This is a genomic window from Nocardioides sp. BGA-UO-ETr-FS32 (genome assembly GCF_059567905.1).
The window spans coordinates 137,830-161,072 of sequence record NZ_JCAQOX010000015.1; the positions used below are offsets into that span (position 1 = coordinate 137,830).

Genomic DNA, 23,243 nt, shown 5'->3' on the forward strand with positions numbered 1-23,243 from the left:
GGCAATGGCAGGGGTCTCGATACGCACGCTCGTGCCTCGCGAGCTACTCGACCACCGACAAGGACACTGACGTGGCAGGCAATTCAAAGCGCAAGGGCGCCATCAAGAAGACCGGCAAGGGCAACCCCACCGCCGGCTCCGGCGGGCGCGTGCGCCGCGGTCTCGAGGGTCGGGGACCGACCCCCAAGGCCAAGGACCGCCCCTACCACCAGGCTCACAAGGCCGCGAAGCGCGCCGAGAAGGCCAAGGAGACGCGGCCCAAGCGGCGTACGTCGTCCGACGCCGAGTGGGCGGCCGGCCGCAACTCCGTCGTGGAGCTGCTCCAGGCCGGGGTGCCGGTCACCGGGATCTACGTCGCCGAGGGCGCCGAGCGTGACGGCCGGATGCGCGAGGCGTTCCGGCTGGCCGCCGAGCAGGGCCTGACCCTGCTCGAGGTCACCCGCAACGAGATGGACCGGATGACCGGCGGTGCCGTCCACCAGGGCCTCGCGGCGCGACTCCCGGCCTACGACTACGCCCACGCCGACGACCTGCTCGACCGGGCCGACGAGGCCAAGGAGCCGGCGCTGATCGTGGCACTCGACTCCGTGACCGACCCGCGCAACCTGGGTGCCGTGATCCGCTCGGCCGCCGGCTTCGGTGCCCACGGCGTGCTGATCCCCGAGCGCCGGGCCGCGGGCATGACCGCGTCCGCGTGGAAGACGAGCGCCGGTGCCGCCGCGCGCCTGCCGGTCGCCCAGACGGTCAACCTGACCCGCCAGCTCAAGGCCTACCAGGAGGCGGGCTGCATGGTCGTCGGCCTCGCTGCCGACGGCGACCTCTCGCTGCCCGAGCTCGTCGCCCCCGGCGGTCTCGTCGAGGGGCCGCTGGTCGTGGTGGTGGGGTCCGAGGGCAAGGGCCTCGGTCGCCTCGTCGCCGAGACGTGCGACCAGATCGTGTCCATCCCGATGGCCGCCCAGCTGGAGTCGCTCAACGCCGGTGTGGCCGCCTCGGTCGCCCTCTACGCGATCTCGCAGGCCCGCACGGCGTGAGGCCCACCCCCCGGCGGTTGCTGGTCGGCGCCGCGCTGGTGTCGCTCAGCGTCGCGCTGGGCCTGGTGGTGGCGGTCTCGCTCTTCCTCACCAGCTCGCGGACCGTGGTGCTCGTCGGCCACGACACCGTCGTACGTCCCACGCTGGCGAAGGACGCCGTGGTCGAGACCGGCCCGCTGCTGCCGGACTTCCGGTTCCGCGACGTCGGGCCCCTGGGCGTCACCCTGACCCTCGGCAAGACCGAGGTCGGCTCGATCGAGGAGCTCGTCGAGCGCTACGCCCTCATCGCCGGCGACCCGAGGGCGCCGATCGAGAAGGTGCAGGGCGTCGTGGTCGAGATGGCGGTCTCCGCCGCGCTGCGCGGGCTCGGGGTCGGGCTCGTCCCGGTCGCGTTCTTCCTGCTGCTCGGCCGGCACCGGCGCGGCGAGCTGTTCCGCGGCGTACGGACCCGGCAGGGGCTGGTCGCGCTGGCACTCCTGCTGGTGCTGCCGGTGCTGGTCTGGCAGCCGTGGGAGTCCGAGGAGGAGACCCAGGAGGAGCAGGGCAGCTGGCAGACCCTCGCCGAGCTCGCCGGACCCGACGTCGTGCTGCCGGCGGAGGTGCGCGACATCGAGGTCCGGACCGGGCCGGTGACCACCCAGAGCAGGCGGCTGGTGCTCAGCGCGATCGACACCTACGACAAGAGTCGCGAGTTCTACTCCGCGGCCGCCGAGGGGGCTGCCGACCTGGTCGACCTCGGACTGCGCGAGCCCGAGGACGGCGAGACCGTCGCACTCCTCGTCAGCGACCGGCACGACAACATCGGCATGGACCGGGTCGCGCGAGCCATCGGCGACGCTGCCGGGGCCTCGGTCGTGCTCAACGCGGGCGACGACACCTCCACGGGCCAGCCGTGGGAGGCGTTCAGCCTCGACTCGGTCCAGTCGGCCTTCGCCGACTGGGAGCGCTTCGGGGTCGCCGGCAACCACGACCACGGCACGTTCGTCAGCACCTACCTCGCCGACCAGGGCTGGACGATGCTCGCCGGGGAGGCCGTCGACGCCCCGTGGGGCGGCACGGTCCTCGGGGTCGACGACCCCCGCAGCAGCGGCCTCGGCAACTGGCGCGACGAGTCGGGTCTCAGCTTCGCCGAGGTGGGCGACCGGCTGGCCGACGACGCGTGCGCGGCGGCCGCGGACGGCGAGCGGGTCAGCACCGTCCTGGTCCACGACGCCAACCTCGGCGACGAGGCGCTCGAGCGCGGGTGCGTCGACCTGGTCGTCGGCGGCCACACGCACGTCCAGTCGGGGCCCGAGGCCTTCGAGGGGGAGGACGGCGCGACCGGCTACTCCTGGACCAACGGCACGACCGGCGGGGCGGCGTACGCCATCGCGCTGGGCAGCAAGCCGCGGCGCGACGCCGAGGTGAGCCTGGTGACGTACGCCGACGGCCGGCCGGTGGGCCTGCAGTGGGTGCGGCTGCGCACCGACGGGTCGTGGCGCGTCGGCGAGTGGGAGCCCGTCTCTCCTGCCCCGTTCACTCCTGACCTGTGATGGCCTCGTCCGGTCGGGTGGTGAGGAAGCGGTCGATGTAGTCGCGCGCGGTCGTGTGGATGTCGATCTCGTGTCCGGCCTGCTCGGAGAGGTACCAGCGGTGCTCAAGGATCTCGTGGAAGATCTCGGCCGGCTCGAGCTTGCCGGTGGCGTCGGGCGGGATCATCGCCATGATCGGCTCGAAGATCTCGTGCATCCACCGGCTCGCCACCAGGTGCCGGTCCTCGCGGCCGAGGTCGTGGTGGGCGGTGAACGAGGCCAGGTCGTTGAGCATCCGGCGGGCCTGGTTGTCCTCGACGGTCATGCCGGTCAGGTCCCGGATCTCGCGGGTGTGGTGGCCCAGGTCGACGACCTTGGGCTGGATCCGGATGGTGTCGCCGCCGAGGTCGGTGACGATGTCGAGCTCGTCGACGTCGAAGCCGAGGTCGTTGAGCCGCTCGACGCGACGCTCGATGCGCCACATCTCGTCGCCCCCGAACTCCTCGAGGTCGGTCAGCTCGCGCCACAGCGCCTCGTAGCGCGAGCGGAGGTGCTCGATGATCGCGAAGCCGTCGATGGGTTGCTGCACCGCGCCGCTCGCGCTGAGGTCCATCAGCTCGGCGAAGATGTTCTCGCAGCCGACGGTGATGTCGTACTCGCGCAGCCGGTCGCCGACCGCGTCGTGCAGCTCGCCGGTCTCGGCGTCGACGAGGTAGGCCGCGAGGGCGCCGGCGTTGCGCCGGAAGAGCACGTTGGACAGCGACACGTCGCCCCAGTAGAAACCGGCCAGGTGCAGCCGGACGAGCAGGACCACGATGGCGTCGATGAGCGTCGGCACGTGCTCGGCGTCCATGCCGCGGCTGAAGAGGCTGCGGTAGGGGAGCGAGAACTGGAGGTGGCGGGTGATGAGCGCCGCGGGCAGGTCCTCACCGTCCTTGGCCTCACGCCCCGTCACCACGCCCTGGGGCACCACCGAGGGCATGCCCATGCGCTGGAGGTCGCGCAGCATCCGGTACTCGCGGAACGCGATGTCGTCGTTGGTCTCCTTGACGGCGTAGACGTTGCTGCCCAGCCGCACGATCCGTACGACGTGGCGCGACAGGCCTCGCGGCAGCGGGACGACGACGTCGTCGGGCCACTCTTCGAGCGGGAGGTCCCACGGCAGGCCGAGGATCGCCGGGTCGGGCCGGCTGGCGACGATCCGCATGGCCATGCGATGACACTAGCGGCTAGTGCGCGCCGAGCTCCCACACGTCGACCCGCGGGCCGTCGGAGGCCGGGACCGTGGCCCCGCCGTCGTCACGGGTGGCCAGGTCGGCGCCGCCCGGCTCGGTCCCGAACAGGTGCCGGCCGGGGCCGAGGGGGAGGGTGAGCGCCTGCCCGGCGCTGCGCCGCGCCACCACGAGGAGGCTCCCGTCCGGGTGCTCGCGGAGGTACGCGATCGTGTCGGCGTCGACGTGTGCCCAGCGCAGCCCGCCCCGGCGCAGCGCGACGTGGTCGCGGCGCAGCGCGGCGAGGTCGGCGTACGTCCCGAGGGTCCGTGCGTCCCACTCGTCGCGGCGGTGCCACGGCATGGTGCGGCGGGCGTCCTCGCCGGTGACGCCCTCGAGGCCGATCTCGTCGCCGGCGAAGACCATCGGGACGCCCGGCAGGGTGAACTGCAGCCCTGCGGCGACCCGGTGGACCGCCGCGTCGCCACCGACGACCGTGCGGATCCGGGCCGAGTCGTGGGAGCCGAGGATGTTCCAGCTGGACTCCGTGGCGCGCCAGCCGAGGCTGCCCTGCCAGGCGCGGAAGGTGTCGACCACGGCCGTCCCGTCGCGGCGGGCGACGGGCACCGGGCGACCGAACGCGCGCGCCGGGGAGGCCGGGTCGCGGAGCCACGACCACACCGGCCACGAGAAGCCGGAGTAGTTCATCGTCCCGTGCCAGCCGTCACCGTCGACGTCCCCGGTCGCGTCGTGGTTGTGCTCGCCGATGACCCACGGGTCGGCGCGCAGCGCCTCGGCGGTGGCGCGGACGGCGCGGGCGACCTCGTGGTTGACGTCGACGGCGCCGAGGCGCCCGGTCATGTTGGCGACGTCGATGCGCCACCCGTCGACGTCGTAGGGCGGCTGGAGCCAACGGCCGACGACGGAGTCCGGTCCCTCGACCATCGCGTGCCGCACGTCGCGGTCGGCGTGGTTGATCTTGGGCAGCGTGCCGTGGCCCATCCAGCAGGCGTAGGTGCCGTCCTCGTCGAAGTAGAAGAACGACCGGTGCGGGTCGTCGGGGTCGTCGACCGCCGAGAGGAACCACTCGTGGGTGTCGCCGGTGTGGTTGGTCGTCAGGTCGCCCAGGATCCGCCAGCCGCGTGCGTGCACGGCGGCGCTGAGCCGGGCGTACGCCTCGTCGCCGCCGAGCAGCGGGTCGACCTCGGTGAAGGTGGTCGCGTTGTAGCGGTGGTTGCTCTCGCCGGGGAAGACGGGCGTGGTGTAGACGACGTCGGCACCCACGTCGGCGACGTGGTCGAGGTGCTCGGTGATGCCGTCGAGGTCGCCGCCGAAGAACTGCATGGGGGTGCGCGGGTCGTCCGGCTCGAAGGCGACCTCGTCGTCCCACTCGGCCGCCAGCGCCCAGTCGGGGACGTCCCGCCCGTCGGCGGCTGCCGAGCGGGCGAACCGGTCGGGGAACACCTGGTAGACCACGGCGTCCCGGCCCCAGTCGGGCGCGGCCGGGTAGGCCGAGATCCGGAAGTCTGCGGCGTCGGGCACGTCGTGGCCCACCAGCCCGGCACCCGTCAGCCACTCCTGCGACCCGTCGGAGCGCTCGATCAGGAAGCGGTAGTGGGTCACCGGGTTGTGCACCAGCAGGCCCGCCTCCCACCACGTGGTGGCCCCCGCCGCGCTCGGGTGCATCTCGACGTAGACCGGCTCGGCGTCGTACGTCGTGCGCAGCCACATGCTCTCGACCGGGGCGTCCTCGGCGTGCGTGCGCACCCGGACCGTGACGGTGCCGCCGAGAGCCGGCGCCTCGTCGGAGACGAACAGCGGCGAGCCGTCGTGGTGGGGGTGGTGGAGGAGGCTCACGGGCCTCATCCTCGCAGCAGCGGCTGCCCTGACTAGGATTGCGGCCGCGTCCCGGGACGCACGCCGCGTTAGCTCAGGGGTAGAGCACCAATCTTGTAAATTGGGTTGCGAGAGTTCGAATCTCTCACGCGGCTCCGCTGTCGGTGGTTGAGGTGCGAGTGCAGCGAGCCTCGAAACCATCGAGCCTTTCAGCGGACCTGCTCGACCTCGAACTCGCACGCCGGCGACGCGATGGCCTCCTGCGCGGCGATCAGCCGCAGCTCGCGCTCACCGGATTCGAGGGTCTCCTTGAGCACCGCGAAGACCGACGAGGCCGTACGCGCGAGCGCGTCGGCGGGGGAGCCGGTCGCCTTGAGGTGTGCGGTGAACAGCGCGGCGGTGATGTCACCGGAGCCGTTGGCCTTCATCGGCAGTCGCGGCGTCGTGACCAGCCAGGCACCGTCCGCGGTGACGGCCAGCATCTCGATGACGTCCTCGGGCGCGCCCTCGCGGTCGACCGACGTGACCAGCACGGTCGTCGGGCCGAGGTCGCGCACCTCGTCGACCGCCGCCAGGACGTCGTCGAGGGACGACGGCCCGCTCAGGGCGTCCCGGTCGGTGATGAATCCGAGCTCGAACTGGTTGGGCGTCAGGACGTCGGCCACCGGGATGACGGTGGAGCGGTACTTGGGCGGGATCGCCGGGTTGACGAAGCACCCCGAGGTGGCGTTGCCCATGACCGGGTCGCAGGTGTACGTGGCGGCCGGGTTGGCCGCCTTGACCTGGGCGACCGCGTCGACGATGACGTCCGCGATCTCCGGCGAGCCCTGGTAGCCCGAGAGCACGGTGTCGCAGGTCTCGAACGCACCGCGCTCGCCGATCCCGGTGATCACCGCAGCCACGTCGTCGGCCGCGATGAGCGGCCCGCGCCAGGCGCCGTAGCCGGTGTGGTTGGAGAAGTTCACCGTCAGCACCGGCCACACCTCGTGGCCGAGCCGCTGGAGGGGGAACACGGCTGCGGAGTTGCCGACGTGGCCGTAGGCGACGTGGGACTGGATGGAGAGGACGCGCATCCGTTGAGACTAGATCAGGTCTCGATGCACGCCGTCACGACCTCGTGCCCTTCGATACACCCGCTCGTCCCTCGCGGGCACTCAGGGCATCGCCTCGGTCGTGGGCGCAGTCGACCTCGCCGGATTGCGGGCCGCCTCGTTCCTCCGCGACCCGTCAGGCGACCTGCAGTGACCGCTTGGAGAGCCCCATCCAGTATCCGTCGATCACCTGGATGCCGGGGTCGTCGGCGGTCGTCGCCGCGCCCAGCGTCACGAACAGCGGCGTGTAGTGCTCGACGGTCGGGTGGGCGTACGGCATGCCCGGGGCCTTGGCCTTGTAGTCGGACAGCGTGTCGACGTCGCCGCGGGTCAGCGCGTCGGCGGCCCACAGGTCGAAGTCGCGCGACCAGCCCGGCACGGCGGCGTCGATCCTCCACTCGGTGAGGAACGGCAGGCCGTGGGTGAGGAAGCCGGAGCCGATGATCAGCACGCCCTCGTCGCGCAGCGGGCGCAGCCGCTCGCCGAGCTTCATGAGGCGGTGCGGGTCGTCGGTCGGCAGCGACATCTGGAGGACCGGGACGTCGGCCTCGGGGAACATGATCCTGAGCGGCACCCACGCGCCGTGGTCGAGGCCGCGCGAGGAGTGCTGGTGCACGGGCTCGCCGCTGGGCATCATCGCGGCGACCCTCTGGGCCAGAGCCGAGGCGTCGGGGGTCTCGTAGGTCATCTGGTAGTACTTCGGCGCGAACCCGCCGAAGTCGTAGACCAGCGGGGCGCCGCTGGCGGACAGGCTCACCGGGGCGGACTCCCAGTGCGCGGAGACGATGAGGATGGCCTTGGGGCGCGGCAGGTCGCCGGCCCAGGCGGCGAGCTGCCCCGACCAGACCGGGTCGTCGAGCAGCGGCGGCGCACCGTGGCCGATGTAGAGGGCAGGCATGCGTGCGTTCATGACATCCTCAATAGTACAAGTTTCAATTATATTCCGGGAGGGTCCAGTCGACCGGGTCACCATCTTGCTCCTCCAGCAGCCGGTTGACCGTGCTGAACGGCTTCGACCCGAAGAACCCGCGCCGCGCGCTGAGCGGGGACGGGTGCGCCGACTCCACGCACGGGACCGGCCCGAGCAGGGGCTTGAGCGACTGGGCGTGGCGGCCCCAGAGGATCGCCGCGCACGGGCCGCCGCGCTCCGCGAGGGCGACGATCGCCCGCTCCGTGACGGCCTCCCAGCCCTTGCCCTGGTGGCTGTTGGAGTCGTTGGGCCGCACGGTGAGCGACCTGTTGAGCAGCATCACTCCTTGGTCGGCCCACGCCGACAGGTCGCCGTGGCGCGGTGGCACGATGCCGAGGTCGTCGCGCAGCTCGACATAGATGTTGACCAGGCTCGGCGGCAGCGGCCACACGTGCCGCTCGACGGCGAAGCTGAGCCCGATCGGGTGGGTCGGGTTGGGGTAGGGGTCCTGCCCGACCACGAGGACGCGTACGTCGGCCAGCGGGCGCTCGAACGCCCGGAAGATCCGATCGGCGGCGGGCTGGTAGCCGCGGCCGGCGGCGTTCTCGTCACGGAGGAACCGGCCCATCGCGGCGATCTGGTCGTCGACCGGCGCCAGCGCCTCGGCCCAGTCCGGGGCGACCCGGCCCTTCTCGACGAGGCCGGCGAGCGCGCTCGTCCGGGTGGTCATCGCGCACCTCCCCGGGTCGGGCGCTGCAGCCGGTCGAGGAACGCCACCAGCAGCGCCTCCCGCATCGCCGGCGAGGCGACGTCGAGCATCGCGTTGACCTCCGCCATCCGGCCGGGCAGCTCGAGGCCGCCGTCCGCGGAGGCCCCCACGAGGCCCGACGCGGCGAGGAGGCCGTCGAAGTCGTCGTCCCCGAGCGCGGTCGGGTCCAGCGCCTCGATGAACGCCACCACCTCCGGGTCCACCGCCACCGGGCCGGCAGCCTGCGCGGCCGCGACCGAGTCCGACAGCGCCGTCGCGAGCTCCTCGACGTGCTGGTGCGTGCCGGCGCTCACCGACAGGTGGACGGTCGGCCCGGCATCCCCGTACGACAGCTGGGGCTGGACGTACCAGCCGCGCGAGACCAGCTCGTCGGTCAGGGTGAACGGGTCGCACGAGTCGTCCGTGGCCAGCGTGACGAGGGTCGAGTCGGGGGGCACGACCAGGCGCAGCGCAGGCTCGGCGTCGATGCACGCCACGATCGCGTCGACGGCCGCGAACGCGAGGTCGGCGAGGCCGAGGTAGCCGGCGTCGCCGATGTGCTCGACCACGGCCCACGTGCCGGCGATCGGACCGCCCGAACGGGTCGACTGCGTCGTCGCGTTGAGCATCGTGTAGCCCGGCCAGGCAGCGGAGGCGAAGAACTGGGGCCTGCGCAGCGTGGCGTAGCGGTGCAGCAGCAGCGACGTCCCCTTGGGGGCGTAGGCGTACTTGTGGGTGTCGACCGAGATCGAGGTGACGCCCTCGACGGCGAAGGTCCACGGCGGCACCGGACGCCCGAGCCGCGCGGCGTAGGGGAGCACCCACCCGCCGATGCAGGCGTCCACGTGGCAGCGGACGCCGCGGGCCGCCGCAGCCGCCGCGATGTCCGCCACCGGGTCGACCACCCCGTGTGCGTACGACGGCGCGCTGGCCACCACGAGCACCGTGTCGTCGTCGATCGCCTCGGCCATCGCCCGGGCGTCGGCGCGGAAGTCGGGGCCGACCGGCACGAGGACCGCCTCGACCCCGAAGTAGTGGGCCGCCTTGTGGAAGGCGGCGTGCGCCGTGGCGGGCAGCACCATCCGGGGCCGTACGACGTCGGGGCGGCTGTCCCGTGCCCCCTGGACGGCCAGCAGGATCGACTCCGTGCCTCCCGAGGTCACCGTCCCGACCGCGGAGTCCGGGGCCTCGAGGAGGTCGCAGGCGAAGCCGACGAGGTCGTTCTCCATCCGGAGCAGCGACGGGAAGGCCGTGGGGTCGAGCGCGTTCGAGGCGGCATAGGCGGCGACGGCCTCGCGGGCGATGCGATCGACCTCCGGGTCGCCGGAGTCGTAGACGTAGGCCAGCGTGCGCCCGCCGTGGACCGGGAGGTCACCACGCTGCATCTCGGCCAGTCGCTCGATCGGGTCAGGCACGGACGGCTCCTTCCGCTGCCGCCACCTCGGCGGCGTCGAGGGTGTACTGCCGCAGCCACCACAGGCTGAGCAGCGTCAGGACCGCGGGCAGCACCGAGAACCCGAGCGTGATCGCGGTGAGGGCCGAGTCCGGCTGGGTGATCTCGCGACCCTCGCTCGAGAGGTAGCCGCCGAGCGCGAGCACGACCGCGAACACGGCTGGCCCAAGGGCGAGGCCGAGGGTCTCCCCGGCCGTCCACACGCCGGTGTAGACGCCCGCCCGGTTCTCACCCGTGCGCGCCGAGTCGACGGCTGCCGCGTCGGGCAGCATCGCCATCGGGAAGACCTGGCACCCGGCGTAGCCCACTCCCACCAGCGCGGTCGCGGCGAACACGACCGCGGGCGGCGCGACCCGGGCGGCGCTTGCGAGCACCGCCCCCGCCGCCAGCACGAGCGAGGCGATGACGTAGCCGCGCTGCTTGCCGATGCGCGTGCCGATGGAGGCCCACACCGGCGTCAGCAGCAGGGCGGGCCCGACGAAGCACACGAAGAGGATGGTGGCGGCGCCCGACCGCTCCAGCACGTCGCCGGCGAGGTAGTCCACGCCCGCCAGCATGCAGCCGGTGGCGAGGGCCTGCAGGACGAAGGTGGTCAGCAGCACACGGAAGTCACGCGCCTGACCCACGACCCGCAGCTGCTCGCGCAGCGAGCCCGCGCCGGCGGCGACCGCGCCGATGGGCGCGCTCCGGGTGCCCCACCAGGCGCTGGCGACCCCGACCGCGATCAGCACCGACATGACCACGCCCATCACCCGGTAGCCGTCGCGGCCGCCCACGGCGTCGCGGATCAGCGGTGCGGTCGCGCCGGCCAGCATGATCGTGAAGGCCAGGATCGCCACCCGCCACGTCATCAGGCGGGTCCGCTCGTCGTACGACGTGGTGATCTCGGCAGGCATCGCGACGTAGGGCACCTGGAAGAACGCGTACGCCGACGCGGCCAGCACGAAGAAGAGCAGCACCCAGCCCGCCTCGAGCACCGAGCTCCCGAGGTCGGGAGCGGCGAAGATCAGCGCGAAGGCGCCCGCGAGCATGAGCCCGGCACGGATCAGCCACGGCCGGCGCGGGCCGGCCGGGTCGACCGTCCGGTCGCTCACCCGCCCGGCGATAGGGTTGAGCACCACGTCCCACGCCTTCGGGACGAAGACGATGACGCCCGCCCACAGGGCGGCGATCCCGAGCTCGTCGGTGAGGTAGGGCAGCAGCATCAGGCCCGGCACGGTGCCGAACGCACCGGTCGCCACCGACCCGCTGCCGTAGCCGATCCGGACACCGCGGGGCAGCGTCGCGGGCTCGCTCGCCGGAAGGGCTGACGTCACCGCTGACCCAGCGCCCGCGAGCCCGCCGACCCGTAGCGCCGGGACGGGTTGGAGCCGATCGTGTCGGCGGACGCCTTCTTGGCTGCGGTCTTCCTGGTAGCCGTCTTCTTGGCCGTGGCCTTCCTGGCCGGGGCCTTCCTGGCAGCCGCCTTGCGGGCCGGACGCTTCGGGGCCGCCCGTGTCGCCGGGGCTGCGCCCGACCACTCGTCGACCCACTCGTCGATGACCGTCCACGTGGTCCCGCGGGCGGCCCGGCCGGTCAACATGCCGAGGTGGCCGCCCGGCACGACCTCGAAGCGCACCTGCGGCGCGCCGATCAGCAACGGCACCACGGCGCGTACGGCGGGCAGGGGTGCGATGCCGTCGGTGTTGCCGGCGAAGACGAGCGTCGGGACCGAGATCGCCGCCAGGTCGATCGTCCGGTCGCCGACCTCCATGGTGCCCCGCGCGAGGGCGTTGCCCTTGACGAAGCGGTGGTAGAGCTGGCCGAACGTCCTGCCGGGGTAGGCGGACATGTTGGCCCGGAAGCGATCGACCGCCTCCAGCTGGGCGAGGTAGTCGGTGTCGTCGAGGTGGGTCAGCACCGCCAGCGGCTTGGTCACCAGCTTCTGGGCGGACGCGGCGGTGAAGGCCCAGTTGACGATCGGCTGGGGGATGCCACCCAGGGCCCGGTAGGCGCGGGTGATCGCGCCGCGACCCTGGGTCAGGTTGAGCAGCGGACGGACCGGCGCCACCAGCGGCACCTTGGTGACGTCGACGGGCGACCCGACCACGGTGATCGACGCGATGGGCAGGTCCTGCCGGTCGGCGGCGACGAGCAGCGTGAAGATGCCACCGAGGCTCCACCCGACCAGGTGCACCCCGCGACCGCCGGAGTGCTCGTGCACCGTCCGGATCGCCTCGGGCAGCACCTCGTCGACCCAGTGCTCCATGCCCAGCGACCGGTTCCGGAACGACACCTGCCCGTACTCCAGCAGGTAGGTCGGCCGGCCGGCCGTCACGAGGTGCTCGACCAGCGAGCACCCGCGGCGCAGGTCGAAGCACAGGGCCGGTGCGGCCAGCGGCGTGACCAGCAGGACCGGGTCGCCCGTCTCGGGCACGTCCTTGGCGGGCCGGTAGTGGTAGACCTCGCGCAGCTCCCCGTCGTCGATCAGCGTGCGGGGCATCGGGCGCAGGTCGGCCAGCCCTCCGTAGAGCAGCGTGTGCGCCACGTTCCCGGCCGCGGCGACGACCTGCTCGGGCTTGGGGATGAGGTCCATGGAAAGAAATCTACGGCCCGGGTGCATCCACCGGGGGGCCTCGGCCGGAGAAGGGGGCGACGGGCGCCACCGGGCGCCCCTGATGGAAGGACTTCCCATGGCTCGTCGCGTACCCGCCATCCTCGCCGCCTCGGCCCTCGCCCTCGGCGCGATGGCCACGGCACCCGCCGCGTCCGCTGCCCCCGCGGCCAAGCCCGGCAACACCAGCCTCGCCGAGGTGCTCACCTCGGACGGCAACACGTTCGACAAGAACAAGTCCGACTTCGACATCGTCACCGAGGCCGCTCTCGCGGTCATCGGCGCCAAGCCGGACTCCCCGGTGGCCCTGCTGGCCGACGGCAAGACCCGGCTCACCGTCTTCGCCCCCACTGACCAGGCCTTCCGTCTCCTGGCCGAGGACCTCACCGGCCAGACCATCAAGAGCGAGAAGAAGCTGTTCAACGCGCTGGTGGAGCTCGCCGGGGTCGACACGATCGAGACCATCCTGCTCTACCACGTTGTGCCCGGTGCCACGCTCACCAGCAACAAGGTGCTCAAGGCCGACGGCGCCAGGCTGACCACCGCCCAGGGCGGCAAGGTCAAGGTCAAGGTCCGGATGAAGCCCAGCCTGCGCATCACGCTCAAGGACCGCGACAAGAACGACCGCAACCCGCGGGCGATCCTCGCGGCACTCGACATCAACAAGGGCAACAAGCAGGTCGCCCACGCGATCGACCGCGTGCTCCGCCCGATCGACCTCTGATCCACCGACGGCGACGCGAAGCCTGACGGGCGGGGAGCGGCGATGACCATCATCCCGTTCCCCGCTCGCTCGCCCCGCCGGTACGGTGACCCCGTGGTCACCCAGGCGATGTCCTTCGAGGACGAGCAGGACGACGCCGTCCGTGCTCTCGCCGCGCGACTGGTCTCGGGCGACGAGAGCGCCCTCGAGGAGATCTACGACCGGTGGTCCGCCCTGGTCCACACCTACGCGCTCCGTGCGCTGCACGACCCGCACGACGCCGAGGACGTGACCCAGCAGGTCTTCGTCGCGGCGTGGCGCAGTCGCCACACGTTGACCCCGAGCCCCGCGGCCCTGCCCGCCTGGCTGCTGGGCATCGCCCGCCACAAGGTGGCGGACGCACGGGCGGCGCGGGCGCGCGACGCCCACCGGGTGGCCGCCGTCGTGTCCCTCCCGGGGGCCCACGACGGCTCCGACCAATCCGTCGACGACGACGTCGCCGAACGACTGGTCGTACGGCAGGCCGTCGACGAGCTGCCGGACCCGCGCCGCACCATCATGTTCCTCGCCTTCTGGGAGGAGCGCAGCCATGCCGAGATCGCCGAGACCGTCGGCCTGCCGCTCGGCACCGTCAAGAGCCACGTCCGTCGTGGCCTGATCAAGCTCCACCAGCAGCTCGAGGGGGTGCGCCATGAATCACGCTGATCCCGACCAGCTGGCCGGGCTCGCCCTCGACCCCACCGACGGCCCCGACGACGTCCGCGACCACGCCGCGACCTGTCCCGACTGCGCCGGGCTGCTGGCTGCGTTCACCGGCGTACGCCGCCGCGCAGGTGCCGACGCACTCGTCGCCCCGCCGACGCGGGTCCGCGCGCAGGTGCTGGCCGAGGTCCGTGCCGGCGAGCCCGCCGCCGACCCAGCGCCGCTGCCCGTGCCCGACGAGCTGGCCCGGCGCCGCGGCGTACCGCTCTGGCTCGCGGCGGTGGCCGCGGCCCTGGCGCTGCTCGCCGGGGTGGGCCTGGGCCGCTGGGGCACCGGAGGTGCAGAGGCGCCCGAGGCGGTGGTCCCGCCGGTCGACACCGGCACCGTCGTGGCAGCCGCCACCCTGACGGCGCTGGACAGCGACGCCGACCGCGGCGAGGCCAGCGCCGTGCGGTCCGAGGACACCTTCACCATCCGGGTCAGCGCCACTCAGCTCGGTGACGAGCCCGGCGTGCGCGAGGTGTGGCTGATCCACGTCGACGGGGTCCGGATGGTCTCCATCGGCCTGCTCGCCTCGGGCGACGACGGCGAGTTCGCCGTCCCGATGGAGCTGATCGACGAGGGCTACCGGATCGTCGACATCTCGGTCGAGCCAGACGACGGCGACCCCACCCACTCCGGCGTCAGCGTGGCCCGCGGCGAGCTCGCCTGAGCCTGCGCACCGGGTCCGGAGGGGTGGGCTTCCTCGACATCGCGGCGCGGTGCGGCTAGGAACGTCTCCATGAGGTGGAGGTACGCGATCCTGGGCGGCTCCGCGGCCGCGGCCGCCGCGACGACGGTCCACGACCTGGTTCAGCGCAAGCACGCGATCCTGCGCAACTTCCCCGTCGTCGGCCACGGCCGGTTCCTCGTGGAGAAGTTCGGTCCCGAGCTGCGCCAGTACATCGTCACCAGCAACGACGAGGAGCGTCCGTTCAGCCGCGACCAGCGGCGCTGGGTCTACGCCAGCTCCAAGCTCGAGAACAACTACTTCGGCTTCGGCACCGACAACGACGTGGAGCGCGTCGAGGGCTACCCGATCATCAAGCACCGCACCTTCGCCGGTCCGGGGGCGGCCACCATGCCGCACGCGCAGGAGGAGATCGCCCTGCCCTGCACCAAGGTGATGGGAGCCGCCCGCGGACGTACGCACGCCTTCCGCCCCGGGTCGGTCGTCAACATCTCCGGCATGAGCTTCGGCTCACTGTCGGGCAAGGCGATCGAGGCGCTCAACAAGGGCGCCGCGATGACCGACTGCCTGCAGAACACCGGCGAGGGCGCGCTCTCGCCGCACCACCGCCACGGCGGCGACATCGTCTTCCAGATCGGCACGTCCTACTTCGGCTGCCGCGACGAGCACGGTCGTTTCGACCTGTCCCGCCTGGTCGACGTCGTGCAGTCCGCACCCGTACGCGCGATCGAGGTCAAGCTCAGCCAGGGCGCCAAGCCGGGGCTCGGCGGGATGCTGCCAGGGGAGAAGGTGAGCAGGGAGATCGCCGAGATCCGCGGCATCCCCGAGGGCCGGGACTGCGCCTCGCCCAGCCGGCACGCGGTCTTCTCCGACGTCGACTCGATGCTCGACTTCGTGGAGACGGTCGCGCAGGCGACCGGCCTGCCCGTCGGCATCAAGTCGGCCGTCGGCAACCTCACCATGTGGGACGAGCTGACCGAGGAGATGTCCCGCGGCGGGCGCGGCGTCGACTTCGTCAACATCGACGGCGGCGAGGGCGGCACCGGTGCCGCGCCGATGATCTTCGCCGACTCGGTCGCCTACCCCTTCCGCATCGGGTTCGCCGAGGTCTACCGCCGCTTCGCCGCCGCCGGGCTGACTGACGACGTGGTGTTCATCGGCGCCGGCAAGCTGGGCATCCCGGAGAACGCGGTCGTCGCGTTCGCCCTCGGCGCCGACATGGTCAACGTCGGCCGGGAGGCGATGATGGCCATCGGCTGCATCCAGGCGCAGAAGTGCCACACCGACCACTGCCCGGTCGGCGTGGCCACCCAGAACCCCCGCTACACGCGTGGGCTCGACGTCAGCCTGAAGAGCGTGCGGGCCGCCAACTACGTCCGCTCCCTGCGGCGCGACCTGCTCAAGGTCTCGGAGGCGATCGGCGTCGTGCACCCGGGCCTCATCGCGCCGGGCGACATCGACCTGCTGGACGGCACGAGGTCCTCGGTCGGCCTCGCGCAGACCTACGGCTACGACCCGTCCTGGCAGCGGCTCGGCCCGGCGCTGGTGAAGGAGATCGAGGCGATCATGGTCGCGCAGGACGCCACGCACGGCGCCGCGGCCGGCGCCAGCGACGGGGCGTGAGCCCTGGCGCGTCGCGTCAGCGCGCCCGCGACTCGCGCACGGTCTTGTCGTGGTGCTCGGGCAGGGCCTCGAGCTCGTCGAGGAAGTCGGCGGCCCACTTCGCCACGTCGTTGGCGACGACCGTCCTGCGCATCGCACGCATCCGTCGCGAGGTCTCCTTGCCCTCGGCGGCGTACGCCTCGAGCAGCGCGGACTTCATGCCGTCGATGTCGTAGGGGTTGACCAGCCACGCCTGGCGCAGCTCCTGCGCCGCGCCGGCGAACTCCGAGAGCACCAGTGCGCCGTCGTCCTCGAAGCGGCAGGCGACGTACTCCTTGGCGACGAGGTTCATCCCGTCGCGGAACGGGGTCACGACCATCACGTCGGCTGCCCGGTAGAGGGCGGCCATCTCCTCGCGGGGGTAGGAGGAGTGCATGTAGGAGATGGCCGGACGACCGATGCGGCCGTGGTCGCCGTTGATGCGGCCGACCAGGAGCTCGATCTCGTCGCGGAGGATGCGGTACTGCTCGACGCGCTCGCGCGAGGGGGTGGCGACCTGGACGAAGACGGCGTCCTCGACGTCGAGCTCGCCGTCGCGGACCAGCTCGCCGAAGGCGCGCAGGCGCGAGTGGATGCCCTTGGTGTAGTCGAGGCGGTCCACCCCGAGGAAGATCCGTCGCGGGTTGCCCAGCGCGTCACGGATCTCGGCGGCGCGCTTCTCCACGCCCTCGGACCGGGCGAGCTTCTCGAAGCCCGCCGTGTCGATCGAGATGGGGAACGCGGTCGCCTTCACCGGGCGGCCGTCGGGGAGGTAGATGGTGTCGCGGTGGGTCTTGTGGCCCACCCGGCTGCGCACGAGCCGTACGAAGTTGGCGGCCGCGCCGGGCAGCTGGAAGCCGATCAGGTCGGCGCCGAGCAGTCCCTCGAGGATCTGGCGGCGCCACGGCAGCTGGGAGAACAGCTCTGCAGGGGGGAACGGGATGTGGAGGTAGAAGCCGATGCGCAGGTCGGGCCGCTTGGTGCGCAGCATCTGCGGCACGAGCTGGAGCTGGTAGTCCTGGACCCAGACCGTCGCGCCCTCGGCGGCCACTTCCGCGGCCTTGTCGGCGAAGCGCTGGTTGACCGCGACGTAGGAGTCCCACCACTCACGGTGGAACTCCGGCTTGGCGATCACGTCGTGGTAGAGCGGCCAGAGCGTGCCGTTGGAGAAGCCCTCGTAGAACTCCTCGACCTCCTGCGCGCTCAGCGCCACCGGGACCAGGGAGAGCCCGTCCTCCACGAAGGGCTCGAAGTCCTCGTCGTCGGCCGACCCCGGCCAGCCGATCCACGCACCGTCGTTGGCGCGCAGCACCGGCTCGAGGGCGGTCACCAGCCCGCCGGGGGAGGTGCGCCACGACGCGGAGCCGTCGGAGGCGATCACGCGGTCCACGGGCAGTCTGTTGGCCACGATGACGAGGTCTGCCTGCGGGGTGGGGCTCACACCGGCCACCCTAACGACGACCGGTGACGCCGGGGTCACCCCGGAGTGTCGCCCGGGAGGCTCGCGGGAGACCCCAGCGATCCCGTGGGTTTGTCCAGACGACTCGCCGGAGGCGAATGACATCGTTGTGGTTCGTCACCTAGACTGAGTCCAGTCCACCCGGTCACGGGCTGGACGTGGGGTCGAGGAGGAACACACGCATGGACGCAGCGAAGCACATTCCGACCGAGCAGGAGACTGCTGCCGGGCTGAGCCAGCGCGACCGCGACATCCTCGAGTTCGAGCGCCACTGGTGGAAGTACGCCGGCGCCAAGGAGCAGGCCGTCCGCGAGAAGTTCGACATGTCCTCGACCCGCTACTACCAGGTCCTCAACGCCCTCATCGACCGCCCGGAGGCGCTCGAGGCCGACCCGCTCCTCGTGCGTCGGCTGCGTCGGCTCCGCGCCTCCCGCCAGCGACAGCGCTCCGCGCGCCGCCTCGGCTTCGAGATCTGACCCAGCGAGACCCGCCCACTCACGATCGGTCACCTTCCCCATGACCTTCCGCACGACCTCCTTCCCCAGTCCCGGCCGTTCCCCGCGCCGTCGCCGTCGCGACGAGCGGGGTGTGGCGTTCCCGTCCCCGCTCGTGATGCTGTCGGTCCTCGCCGTCGCGATGGCCTCGATCACGTTCATCGCCACCCGCGACCAGGCGCCGACCGAGCGACGGGTCGACACCGCGACGATCGCCAGCGCCCAGCAGTCGCCCTCCGTCGAGCCCGAGCCGGCCCCGACCGAGACCGAGACGGCCAAGCCCAAGCCACGGGTCAAGCGCGGCGAGGTCTACGTCGAGGTCTACAACAACTCCGGCATCAAGGGCCTCGCGGCCGCGACAGCGGCCCGCGCCACCGGCGTCGGCTGGTCTGTCGTGGGCGAGGACAACTGGCAGGGCCTGATCCCCACCAGCACCGTCTACTTCCCGCCGCGGCTCAAGGCCGCCGGCAAGCAGCTCGCGCTCGACCTCGGCATCAAGCGCACGGCGCCCGCCGTGGGCGTGATGAAGCGCGACCGCCTCACCGTCATCCTCACCGCGGACGCCCCGCGCTGACCCGTCCGGCGGCCTCCGGATTTCCGGGACGGTTCGGCGGCTGTGGGCATCGCGTGGTTGGGTGAGTCCATGGAGTTCACCTCCGACGACGCGCGCGCCCACTACGACGCCGTACGCGACGTCCTCGCCGGTGTGGTCGTCGGGCTCGACTTCGACGGCACCCTCTCGCCGGTGGTGGACGACCCCGAGGCCGCCCGCCTGCACCCCGGTGCCCCCGGCGCGCTGCTCGAGCTCGCCGAGGCGGTGCGGGCCGTCGCGGTGATCACCGGGCGTCCCGCCCGCCAGGCGATCGCCATGGGCGACCTCGACGCGCTCGGCAACGCCATGCTCGACCGCGGGGCCGAGCTCTTCGTCTTCGGCCAGTACGGCAACGAGCGGTGGTCGGCCACCGAGCAGCGGATCCGCTCGCCCCGCCCGCCGGCCGGGCTCGCCAGCTTCGAGCGCGAGCTGCCCCAGGTGCTGCGCGGCGCCGGGGCGGCCGAGGCCTACGTCGAGGAGAAGGGCCTGGCCGTCGCGGTCCACACGCGGCGGATGGACGACCCCGCAGGGGCCTTCGAGAGGCTCGTCAAGCCGATCGCCGCCCTCGCCGAGCGCCACCACCTCACCATCGAGCCGGGCCGCAACGTCATCGAGATCCGCTCGGGCGACATGCACAAGGGCCAGGCCGTGCGCACCTTCGTCGCCGAGCAGGAGGCCACGGGCGTGGTCTTCGGCGGCGACGACCTCGGTGACGTGGAGGCCTTCGAGGCCGTCCGCTCGCTGCGCGCCGACGGCCTGCCCGGCCTCGTCGTCTGCTCGGCGTCGCACGAGCAGCCCGACCTCGTGCGCCTGGCCGACGTGGTCGTCGACGGCCCTGCCGGGGTGGTCGACCTCCTCGGCGGACTGGCTCGCCGCCGCTGATCGAGCCGCCCGCGTCGGGACACCACCGGCGCCGCGGTGTGACCACATCGTGGACTCGATGTGCGCATCGTGAGACAGCCCGCCTAGGCTGAGCCTGCTCATCACGAGGGACTGAGGGAACGGCCCGTTGAAGTCCCGGCAACCACCCGCGAGCCTCCTGTCCGGAATCGTCCGGCCAGTCGCGGGAGCAGGTGCCAAATCCGACCCACGCGAGAGTCGCGGGGACAGATGAGAAGGAGGACTTCATGAGCACCCTGCTGGACGAGACCACGAGCACGACGACCCCGCGCAAGGGCCTGCGGGAGGGTGCCTTCGGCAACGCGCGCGCCCTGGCCTGCCGCGAGTGCGGCCACGAGGTCGAGCTCGGCCCGTCGTACGCCTGTCCGGAGTGTTTCGGGCCACTGGAGGTGGCCTACGACTTCCCGACGGTGACCCGCGAGGAGATCGCCGCCGGGCCCCGCAACATCTGGCGCTACAAGGCGCTGCTGCCGGTGCCGACCGACATCGAGCAGAGCCCCAACACCGAGCCCGGCTTCACCCGGCTGCTCGAGGCGAAGAACCTCGCCCGCGAGCTCGGCATCGACAAGCTCTGGGTCAAGGACGACTCGACCAACCCCACCAACTCCTTCAAGGACCGCGTGGTCGCCTGCGCCCTGAGTGCCGCGCGCGAGCTCGACGCGAAGGTCTTCGCCTGCCCCTCCACCGGCAACCTCGCCAACGCGGTGGCCGCAGCCGGTGCCCGCGCCGGGATCCCCACGGTGGTGTTCATCCCGAGCAACCTCGAGACGCCGAAGAAGGTCAACTCGGCGGTCTTCACCGAGAAGCTCGTCGCGGTCGACGGCAACTACGACGACGTCAACAAGCTCGCCTCGGAGATCGCCGGCGAGGAGGAGGGCTGGGCGTTCGTCAACGTCAACGTGCGCCCCTTCTACGCCGAGGGCTCCAAGACACTGGGCTACGAGATCGCCGAGCAGCTCGGCTGGCGCCTGCCCGACCAGATCGTCATCCCCGTCGCGTCGGGCTCCCAGCTGACCAAGGTCGACAAGGCGTTCCAGGAGCTCATCACGCTCGGCCTCGTCGAGGACAAGCCCTACAAGGTCTACGGCGCCCAGGCGACCGGCTGCTCGCCGGTGTCGGTGGCCTACAAGGCCGAGACCGACGCGATCCGCCCGGTCAAGCCCGACACCATCGCCAAGAGCCTCGCGATCGGCAACCCCGCGGACGGCATCTACGTCCTCGACATCTGCCGCCGCACCGGCGGGGCGGTCGAGGACATCTCCGACGACGAGGTCCGCGACGCGATCGTGCAGCTGGCCCGCACCGAGGGCATCTTCACCGAGACCGCCGGTGGCACCACTGTCGGCGTGCTCAAGAAGCTCGTCGAGACCGGCCAGCTCGACACGTCGCTGGAGACCGTGGTGATCAACACCGGACACGGACTCAAGACCCTCGACGCGGTGTCCGACCGCGTCGGCCCGGCCGCCACCATCGCCCCGTCCTACGACGCCTTCGTGGCGTCCGGCATCCTCTGAGAGGGAAGATCAGCACATGAGCGTCTCGGTCCGGATCCCGACCATCCTGCGCACCTACACCGGCGGCGAGTCCGAGGTGAGCGCGGAGGGCGACACCCTCGCCGCCGTCCTCGACGACCTCGACGCCAGCTATGCCGGCATCAAGGGGCGGATCCTCGACGAGGCGGGCCAGCTGCGTCGCTTCGTCAACGTCTACGTCGGCAACGACGACGTCCGCTTCCTCGAGGACCTCGCGACCCCCACTCCGGACGGCGTACAGATCTCGGTGATCCCGGCGGTCGCCGGAGGCTGAGCTCAGGGAGCCCGTACGTCGACCACGGCGGCGTTGCCGCGTCCGTCGACGCGGACCTCCGCGACCGCGCCGTCGCGCAGCAGGTCCTCGGTCGCGGCGGCCTCGTCCTCGGGGAGGAAGAAGCTCTCGATGCCACACCGGATCTGCCACGACCGGTCGTCGCAGGCGAGGTAGGGCCCGTCCTCGGGCCGGTCGCGGCTCCACTCGCCGGCCACCCAGACGTCACCCTGCTGCACGAGGGTGACGTAGACGTCGCCCTCCTTGCCGTCCTCGAGCGCGCCGAGGCCGGGCTCGCCGAAGGACTGCGAGTCGTCGTGGCGCAGGTCGGGGTAGTCGAGGGCGACGTAGGCGCCCCGGAACGGGTCGATGGGGTCGAGCGGCGCGACCGTCATGAGGTAGGTGTCTCCGGTGAGGCGGGCGGAGAGCTGGGGAGCCACGCCCACGCCCACCAGCGCCAGCTGGGACGCGGCGACGACGGCGGTGACGGCGATGCGGTTCATCGGTCTGCTCCTTCAGTGGTGTCGGTGTCGAGCGCGTGGGCCAGCTCGCGGCGGGCCCGGTCGAACAGGAAGCCGGTGCCGAGGAAGACCGTGCCGAGCACCACGAAGAGCCACGCGCCGGTGACGATCGGGGCGAAGACCGCGAAGCTCTGGAAGGTCGTGAAGACGACCAGGCCGACCATGGCCATCGCGGTGATGACCGAGTGGTCGCGCACCGTCCCGAGGGCCACGAGCCCGACGGCGAGCATGACGTACGCGATCACCGATACCGAGGCGTGCAGCCAGTCGGCGGTGTCGATGTCCGCGGTGTCGGTCCCAGTGGTCCAGAGCCCGATGAGCATGGCGACCACGAGCACGACGACCGCGCCGAGCGGTTCGAGGGCGCGTACGCCGGGTCGCGTCGCGGCAGCAGCGGCCGCGGAGACCCCGGCGACGACCAGGGCCCCGACGAGCCAGCCCGACCAGACGATCCCGTCCCCGCCGATCTCGGGGATCGCGGCGACGAACATCGCCAGCAGCGCCATGCCACCGCCGACCGTGCGCCAGGTCCACGCGAAGGAGTCGAACCGACCGTCGTGGAGCACGGCGAGGGCGGCAGCCAGCACCGAGCCGGCCCCGAAGAGCATCACGACGGTGAGTCCGCTGGGCTCGTCCCACATCGGCTGGGTGAACCACCACGCGACGCCGGTGGCGACGCCGACGAGGAAGGGCAGGTAGGCCCGGGTGAGATAGCCGTGCAGCAGCGCTGCCCCGGACCAGAGCCCGAGGAGGCGCGGCTCGAACGCGGGGACCTGCAGCGACTGGGCGGCCTGGAAGAGCACCGCGCCGATCCCCAGCGCGGCGAGGAGGCGTGCGGCCCCGACGACGGGGGCCGACGCTTTGCGGCCCGCGAGCACCTCGCCCCCGACGAGGAAGGCGAGCCAGATGAGGGTGACCGCGACGAAGCGGGCCACGGGGGAGAGCTGGTCGAGGTTGGCTGCGATCAGCCAGATGAGGCCGACGCCGACGAAGCCGCCGCCGAGGGTGAGCAGGATGCGCCCGATGCTGAACCTGGTGTGGCTGTCGGCGCTGTACCTCGTGGAGATGCGGGTGGCCTGGTCCTCGCTGATGATCCCCTGCGAGGTCCAGTCGGTGAGCTCGGTGCGCAACCAGGCGAGCTGGCGCGGCGGGACTGGGCGGGTTGCGAGGGACGTGCCCGGGGCAGAGGTGCTCATGCCTCCAGCGTTCTCCTCCGGAGCCGGGTTGTCCTGAGTACATCGACCCATCTGTGGAGTGCCGTTGGGCCACGCGTCGCGCCCGGTTGCGCCGGCGTTCAGGTCGCTGTGGTTCACA

Annotated in this window: 22 protein-coding genes, 1 tRNA gene and 1 riboswitch; of the genes, 12 read left to right on the top strand and 11 right to left on the bottom strand. The window is 72.1% G+C overall.

The window, feature by feature from the left end:
• The first annotated feature begins 71 nt into the window (after positions 1-71).
• Together rlmB and AC57BS_RS14185 are read left to right on the top strand one after the other, a co-directional pair.
• The gene (rlmB, locus tag AC57BS_RS14180) at positions 72-1,031 is read left to right on the top strand and encodes a 23S rRNA (guanosine(2251)-2'-O)-methyltransferase RlmB (protein WP_496412094.1); all 960 of its coding nucleotides are present in this window, start codon (positions 72-74) and stop codon (positions 1,029-1,031) included.
• On the top strand, positions 1,028-2,563 hold the full coding sequence (locus AC57BS_RS14185) for a metallophosphoesterase (RefSeq protein WP_496412095.1): 1,536 nt from the start codon (positions 1,028-1,030) through the stop codon (positions 2,561-2,563). Before rlmB ends, AC57BS_RS14185 begins: the two co-directional genes overlap by 4 nt.
• On the opposite strand, the gene AC57BS_RS14190 is transcribed toward AC57BS_RS14185, so the two are convergent.
• Positions 2,547-3,755: a DUF4032 domain-containing protein gene (locus tag AC57BS_RS14190; RefSeq protein WP_496412096.1), complete on the bottom strand. Its 1,209-nt coding sequence runs from the start codon at positions 3,753-3,755 to the stop codon at positions 2,547-2,549. The two genes, AC57BS_RS14185 and AC57BS_RS14190, sit on opposite strands and share 17 nt — an antisense overlap.
• A 16-nt stretch (positions 3,756-3,771) precedes the next feature.
• Complete coding sequence (locus AC57BS_RS14195; RefSeq protein WP_496412097.1) at positions 3,772-5,610, bottom strand: glycoside hydrolase family 13 protein; 1,839 nt, start codon at positions 5,608-5,610, stop codon at positions 3,772-3,774.
• A gap of 62 nt (positions 5,611-5,672) precedes the next feature.
• On the opposite strand from AC57BS_RS14195, the gene AC57BS_RS14200 reads away from it, so the two are divergent.
• Positions 5,673-5,744 (top strand) — tRNA-Thr (locus AC57BS_RS14200).
• Positions 5,745-5,798: 54 nt separating this feature from the next.
• Here AC57BS_RS14200 and pdxY read toward each other — a convergent pair.
• From pdxY to AC57BS_RS14230, 6 genes are all read right to left on the bottom strand, one after another.
• Positions 5,799-6,662 (bottom strand): pyridoxal kinase PdxY, encoded by an 864-nt coding sequence (pdxY, locus tag AC57BS_RS14205; protein WP_496412098.1) that lies wholly within the window; start codon positions 6,660-6,662, stop codon positions 5,799-5,801.
• A gap of 154 nt (positions 6,663-6,816) precedes the next feature.
• Complete coding sequence (locus AC57BS_RS14210; RefSeq protein ID WP_496412099.1) at positions 6,817-7,590, bottom strand: dioxygenase family protein; 774 nt, start codon at positions 7,588-7,590, stop codon at positions 6,817-6,819.
• Between the two features lie 22 nt (positions 7,591-7,612).
• Positions 7,613-8,320 (bottom strand): uracil-DNA glycosylase, encoded by a 708-nt coding sequence (locus tag AC57BS_RS14215; protein WP_496412100.1) that lies wholly within the window; start codon positions 8,318-8,320, stop codon positions 7,613-7,615.
• A complete protein-coding gene (locus AC57BS_RS14220) occupies positions 8,317-9,753 on the bottom strand; it encodes a pyridoxal phosphate-dependent decarboxylase family protein (protein ID WP_496412101.1) in 1,437 nt (478 codons plus the stop codon). The genes AC57BS_RS14215 and AC57BS_RS14220 overlap by 4 nt, the downstream gene beginning before the upstream one ends.
• On the bottom strand, positions 9,746-11,107 hold the full coding sequence (locus tag AC57BS_RS14225) for an MFS transporter (protein WP_496412102.1): 1,362 nt from the start codon (positions 11,105-11,107) through the stop codon (positions 9,746-9,748). Before AC57BS_RS14225 ends, AC57BS_RS14220 begins: the two co-directional genes overlap by 8 nt.
• Complete coding sequence (locus AC57BS_RS14230; RefSeq protein ID WP_496412103.1) at positions 11,104-12,366, bottom strand: alpha/beta fold hydrolase; 1,263 nt, start codon at positions 12,364-12,366, stop codon at positions 11,104-11,106. The genes AC57BS_RS14225 and AC57BS_RS14230 overlap by 4 nt, the downstream gene beginning before the upstream one ends.
• 97 nt (positions 12,367-12,463) lie before the next feature.
• Between AC57BS_RS14230 and AC57BS_RS14235 the strand changes: the two genes are divergently transcribed.
• From AC57BS_RS14235 to AC57BS_RS14250, 4 genes are all read left to right on the top strand, one after another.
• Positions 12,464-13,108 (top strand): fasciclin domain-containing protein, encoded by a 645-nt coding sequence (locus AC57BS_RS14235; protein ID WP_496412104.1) that lies wholly within the window; start codon positions 12,464-12,466, stop codon positions 13,106-13,108.
• Between the two features lie 42 nt (positions 13,109-13,150).
• A complete protein-coding gene (locus AC57BS_RS14240; RefSeq protein ID WP_496412105.1) occupies positions 13,151-13,792 on the top strand; it encodes an RNA polymerase sigma factor in 642 nt (213 codons plus the stop codon).
• On the top strand, positions 13,779-14,501 hold the full coding sequence (locus AC57BS_RS14245) for an anti-sigma factor (RefSeq protein WP_496412106.1): 723 nt from the start codon (positions 13,779-13,781) through the stop codon (positions 14,499-14,501). Before AC57BS_RS14240 ends, AC57BS_RS14245 begins: the two co-directional genes overlap by 14 nt.
• A gap of 69 nt (positions 14,502-14,570) precedes the next feature.
• Positions 14,571-16,142 (top strand): glutamate synthase-related protein, encoded by a 1,572-nt coding sequence (locus tag AC57BS_RS14250; RefSeq protein WP_496412107.1) that lies wholly within the window; start codon positions 14,571-14,573, stop codon positions 16,140-16,142.
• Between the two features lie 16 nt (positions 16,143-16,158).
• Here the strand turns inward: AC57BS_RS14250 and AC57BS_RS14255 are convergent, their stop codons facing one another.
• Positions 16,159-17,601, bottom strand: coding sequence for an alpha,alpha-trehalose-phosphate synthase (UDP-forming) (locus tag AC57BS_RS14255; RefSeq protein ID WP_496412108.1), 1,443 nt, complete (start codon positions 17,599-17,601; stop codon positions 16,159-16,161).
• A gap of 200 nt (positions 17,602-17,801) precedes the next feature.
• Between AC57BS_RS14255 and napA the strand changes: the two genes are divergently transcribed.
• The 5 genes from napA to AC57BS_RS14280 all read left to right on the top strand — a co-directional run bounded on the left by napA (position 17,802) and on the right by AC57BS_RS14280 (position 21,411).
• Complete coding sequence (napA, locus tag AC57BS_RS14260) at positions 17,802-18,095, top strand: nucleoid-associated protein NapA (RefSeq protein ID WP_129453301.1); 294 nt, start codon at positions 17,802-17,804, stop codon at positions 18,093-18,095.
• Between the two features lie 112 nt (positions 18,096-18,207).
• Entirely contained in the window at positions 18,208-18,687 is a 480-nt protein-coding gene (locus AC57BS_RS14265) for a LytR C-terminal domain-containing protein (protein WP_496412109.1), read from the top strand.
• A 69-nt stretch (positions 18,688-18,756) separates the two neighbouring features.
• Positions 18,757-19,587, top strand: a complete 831-nt coding sequence (otsB, locus tag AC57BS_RS14270) for a trehalose-phosphatase (RefSeq protein WP_496412110.1) — start codon at positions 18,757-18,759, stop codon at positions 19,585-19,587.
• A 95-nt stretch (positions 19,588-19,682) separates the two neighbouring features.
• Positions 19,683-19,822: riboswitch (SAM riboswitch) on the top strand.
• Positions 19,823-19,832: 10 nt separating this feature from the next.
• A complete protein-coding gene (gene thrC / locus AC57BS_RS14275; RefSeq protein WP_496412111.1) occupies positions 19,833-21,119 on the top strand; it encodes a threonine synthase in 1,287 nt (428 codons plus the stop codon).
• Between the two features lie 16 nt (positions 21,120-21,135).
• Positions 21,136-21,411, top strand: coding sequence for a MoaD/ThiS family protein (locus tag AC57BS_RS14280; protein WP_496412112.1), 276 nt, complete (start codon positions 21,136-21,138; stop codon positions 21,409-21,411).
• 2 nt (positions 21,412-21,413) lie between these two features.
• Here AC57BS_RS14280 and AC57BS_RS14285 read toward each other — a convergent pair whose 3' ends face one another.
• On the bottom strand, positions 21,414-21,911 hold the full coding sequence (locus tag AC57BS_RS14285) for a GDYXXLXY domain-containing protein (protein WP_496412113.1): 498 nt from the start codon (positions 21,909-21,911) through the stop codon (positions 21,414-21,416).
• Complete coding sequence (locus AC57BS_RS14290) at positions 21,908-23,125, bottom strand: DUF2157 domain-containing protein (RefSeq protein WP_496412114.1); 1,218 nt, start codon at positions 23,123-23,125, stop codon at positions 21,908-21,910. Before AC57BS_RS14290 ends, AC57BS_RS14285 begins: the two co-directional genes overlap by 4 nt.
• Between the last annotated feature and the right edge of the window lie 118 nt (positions 23,126-23,243).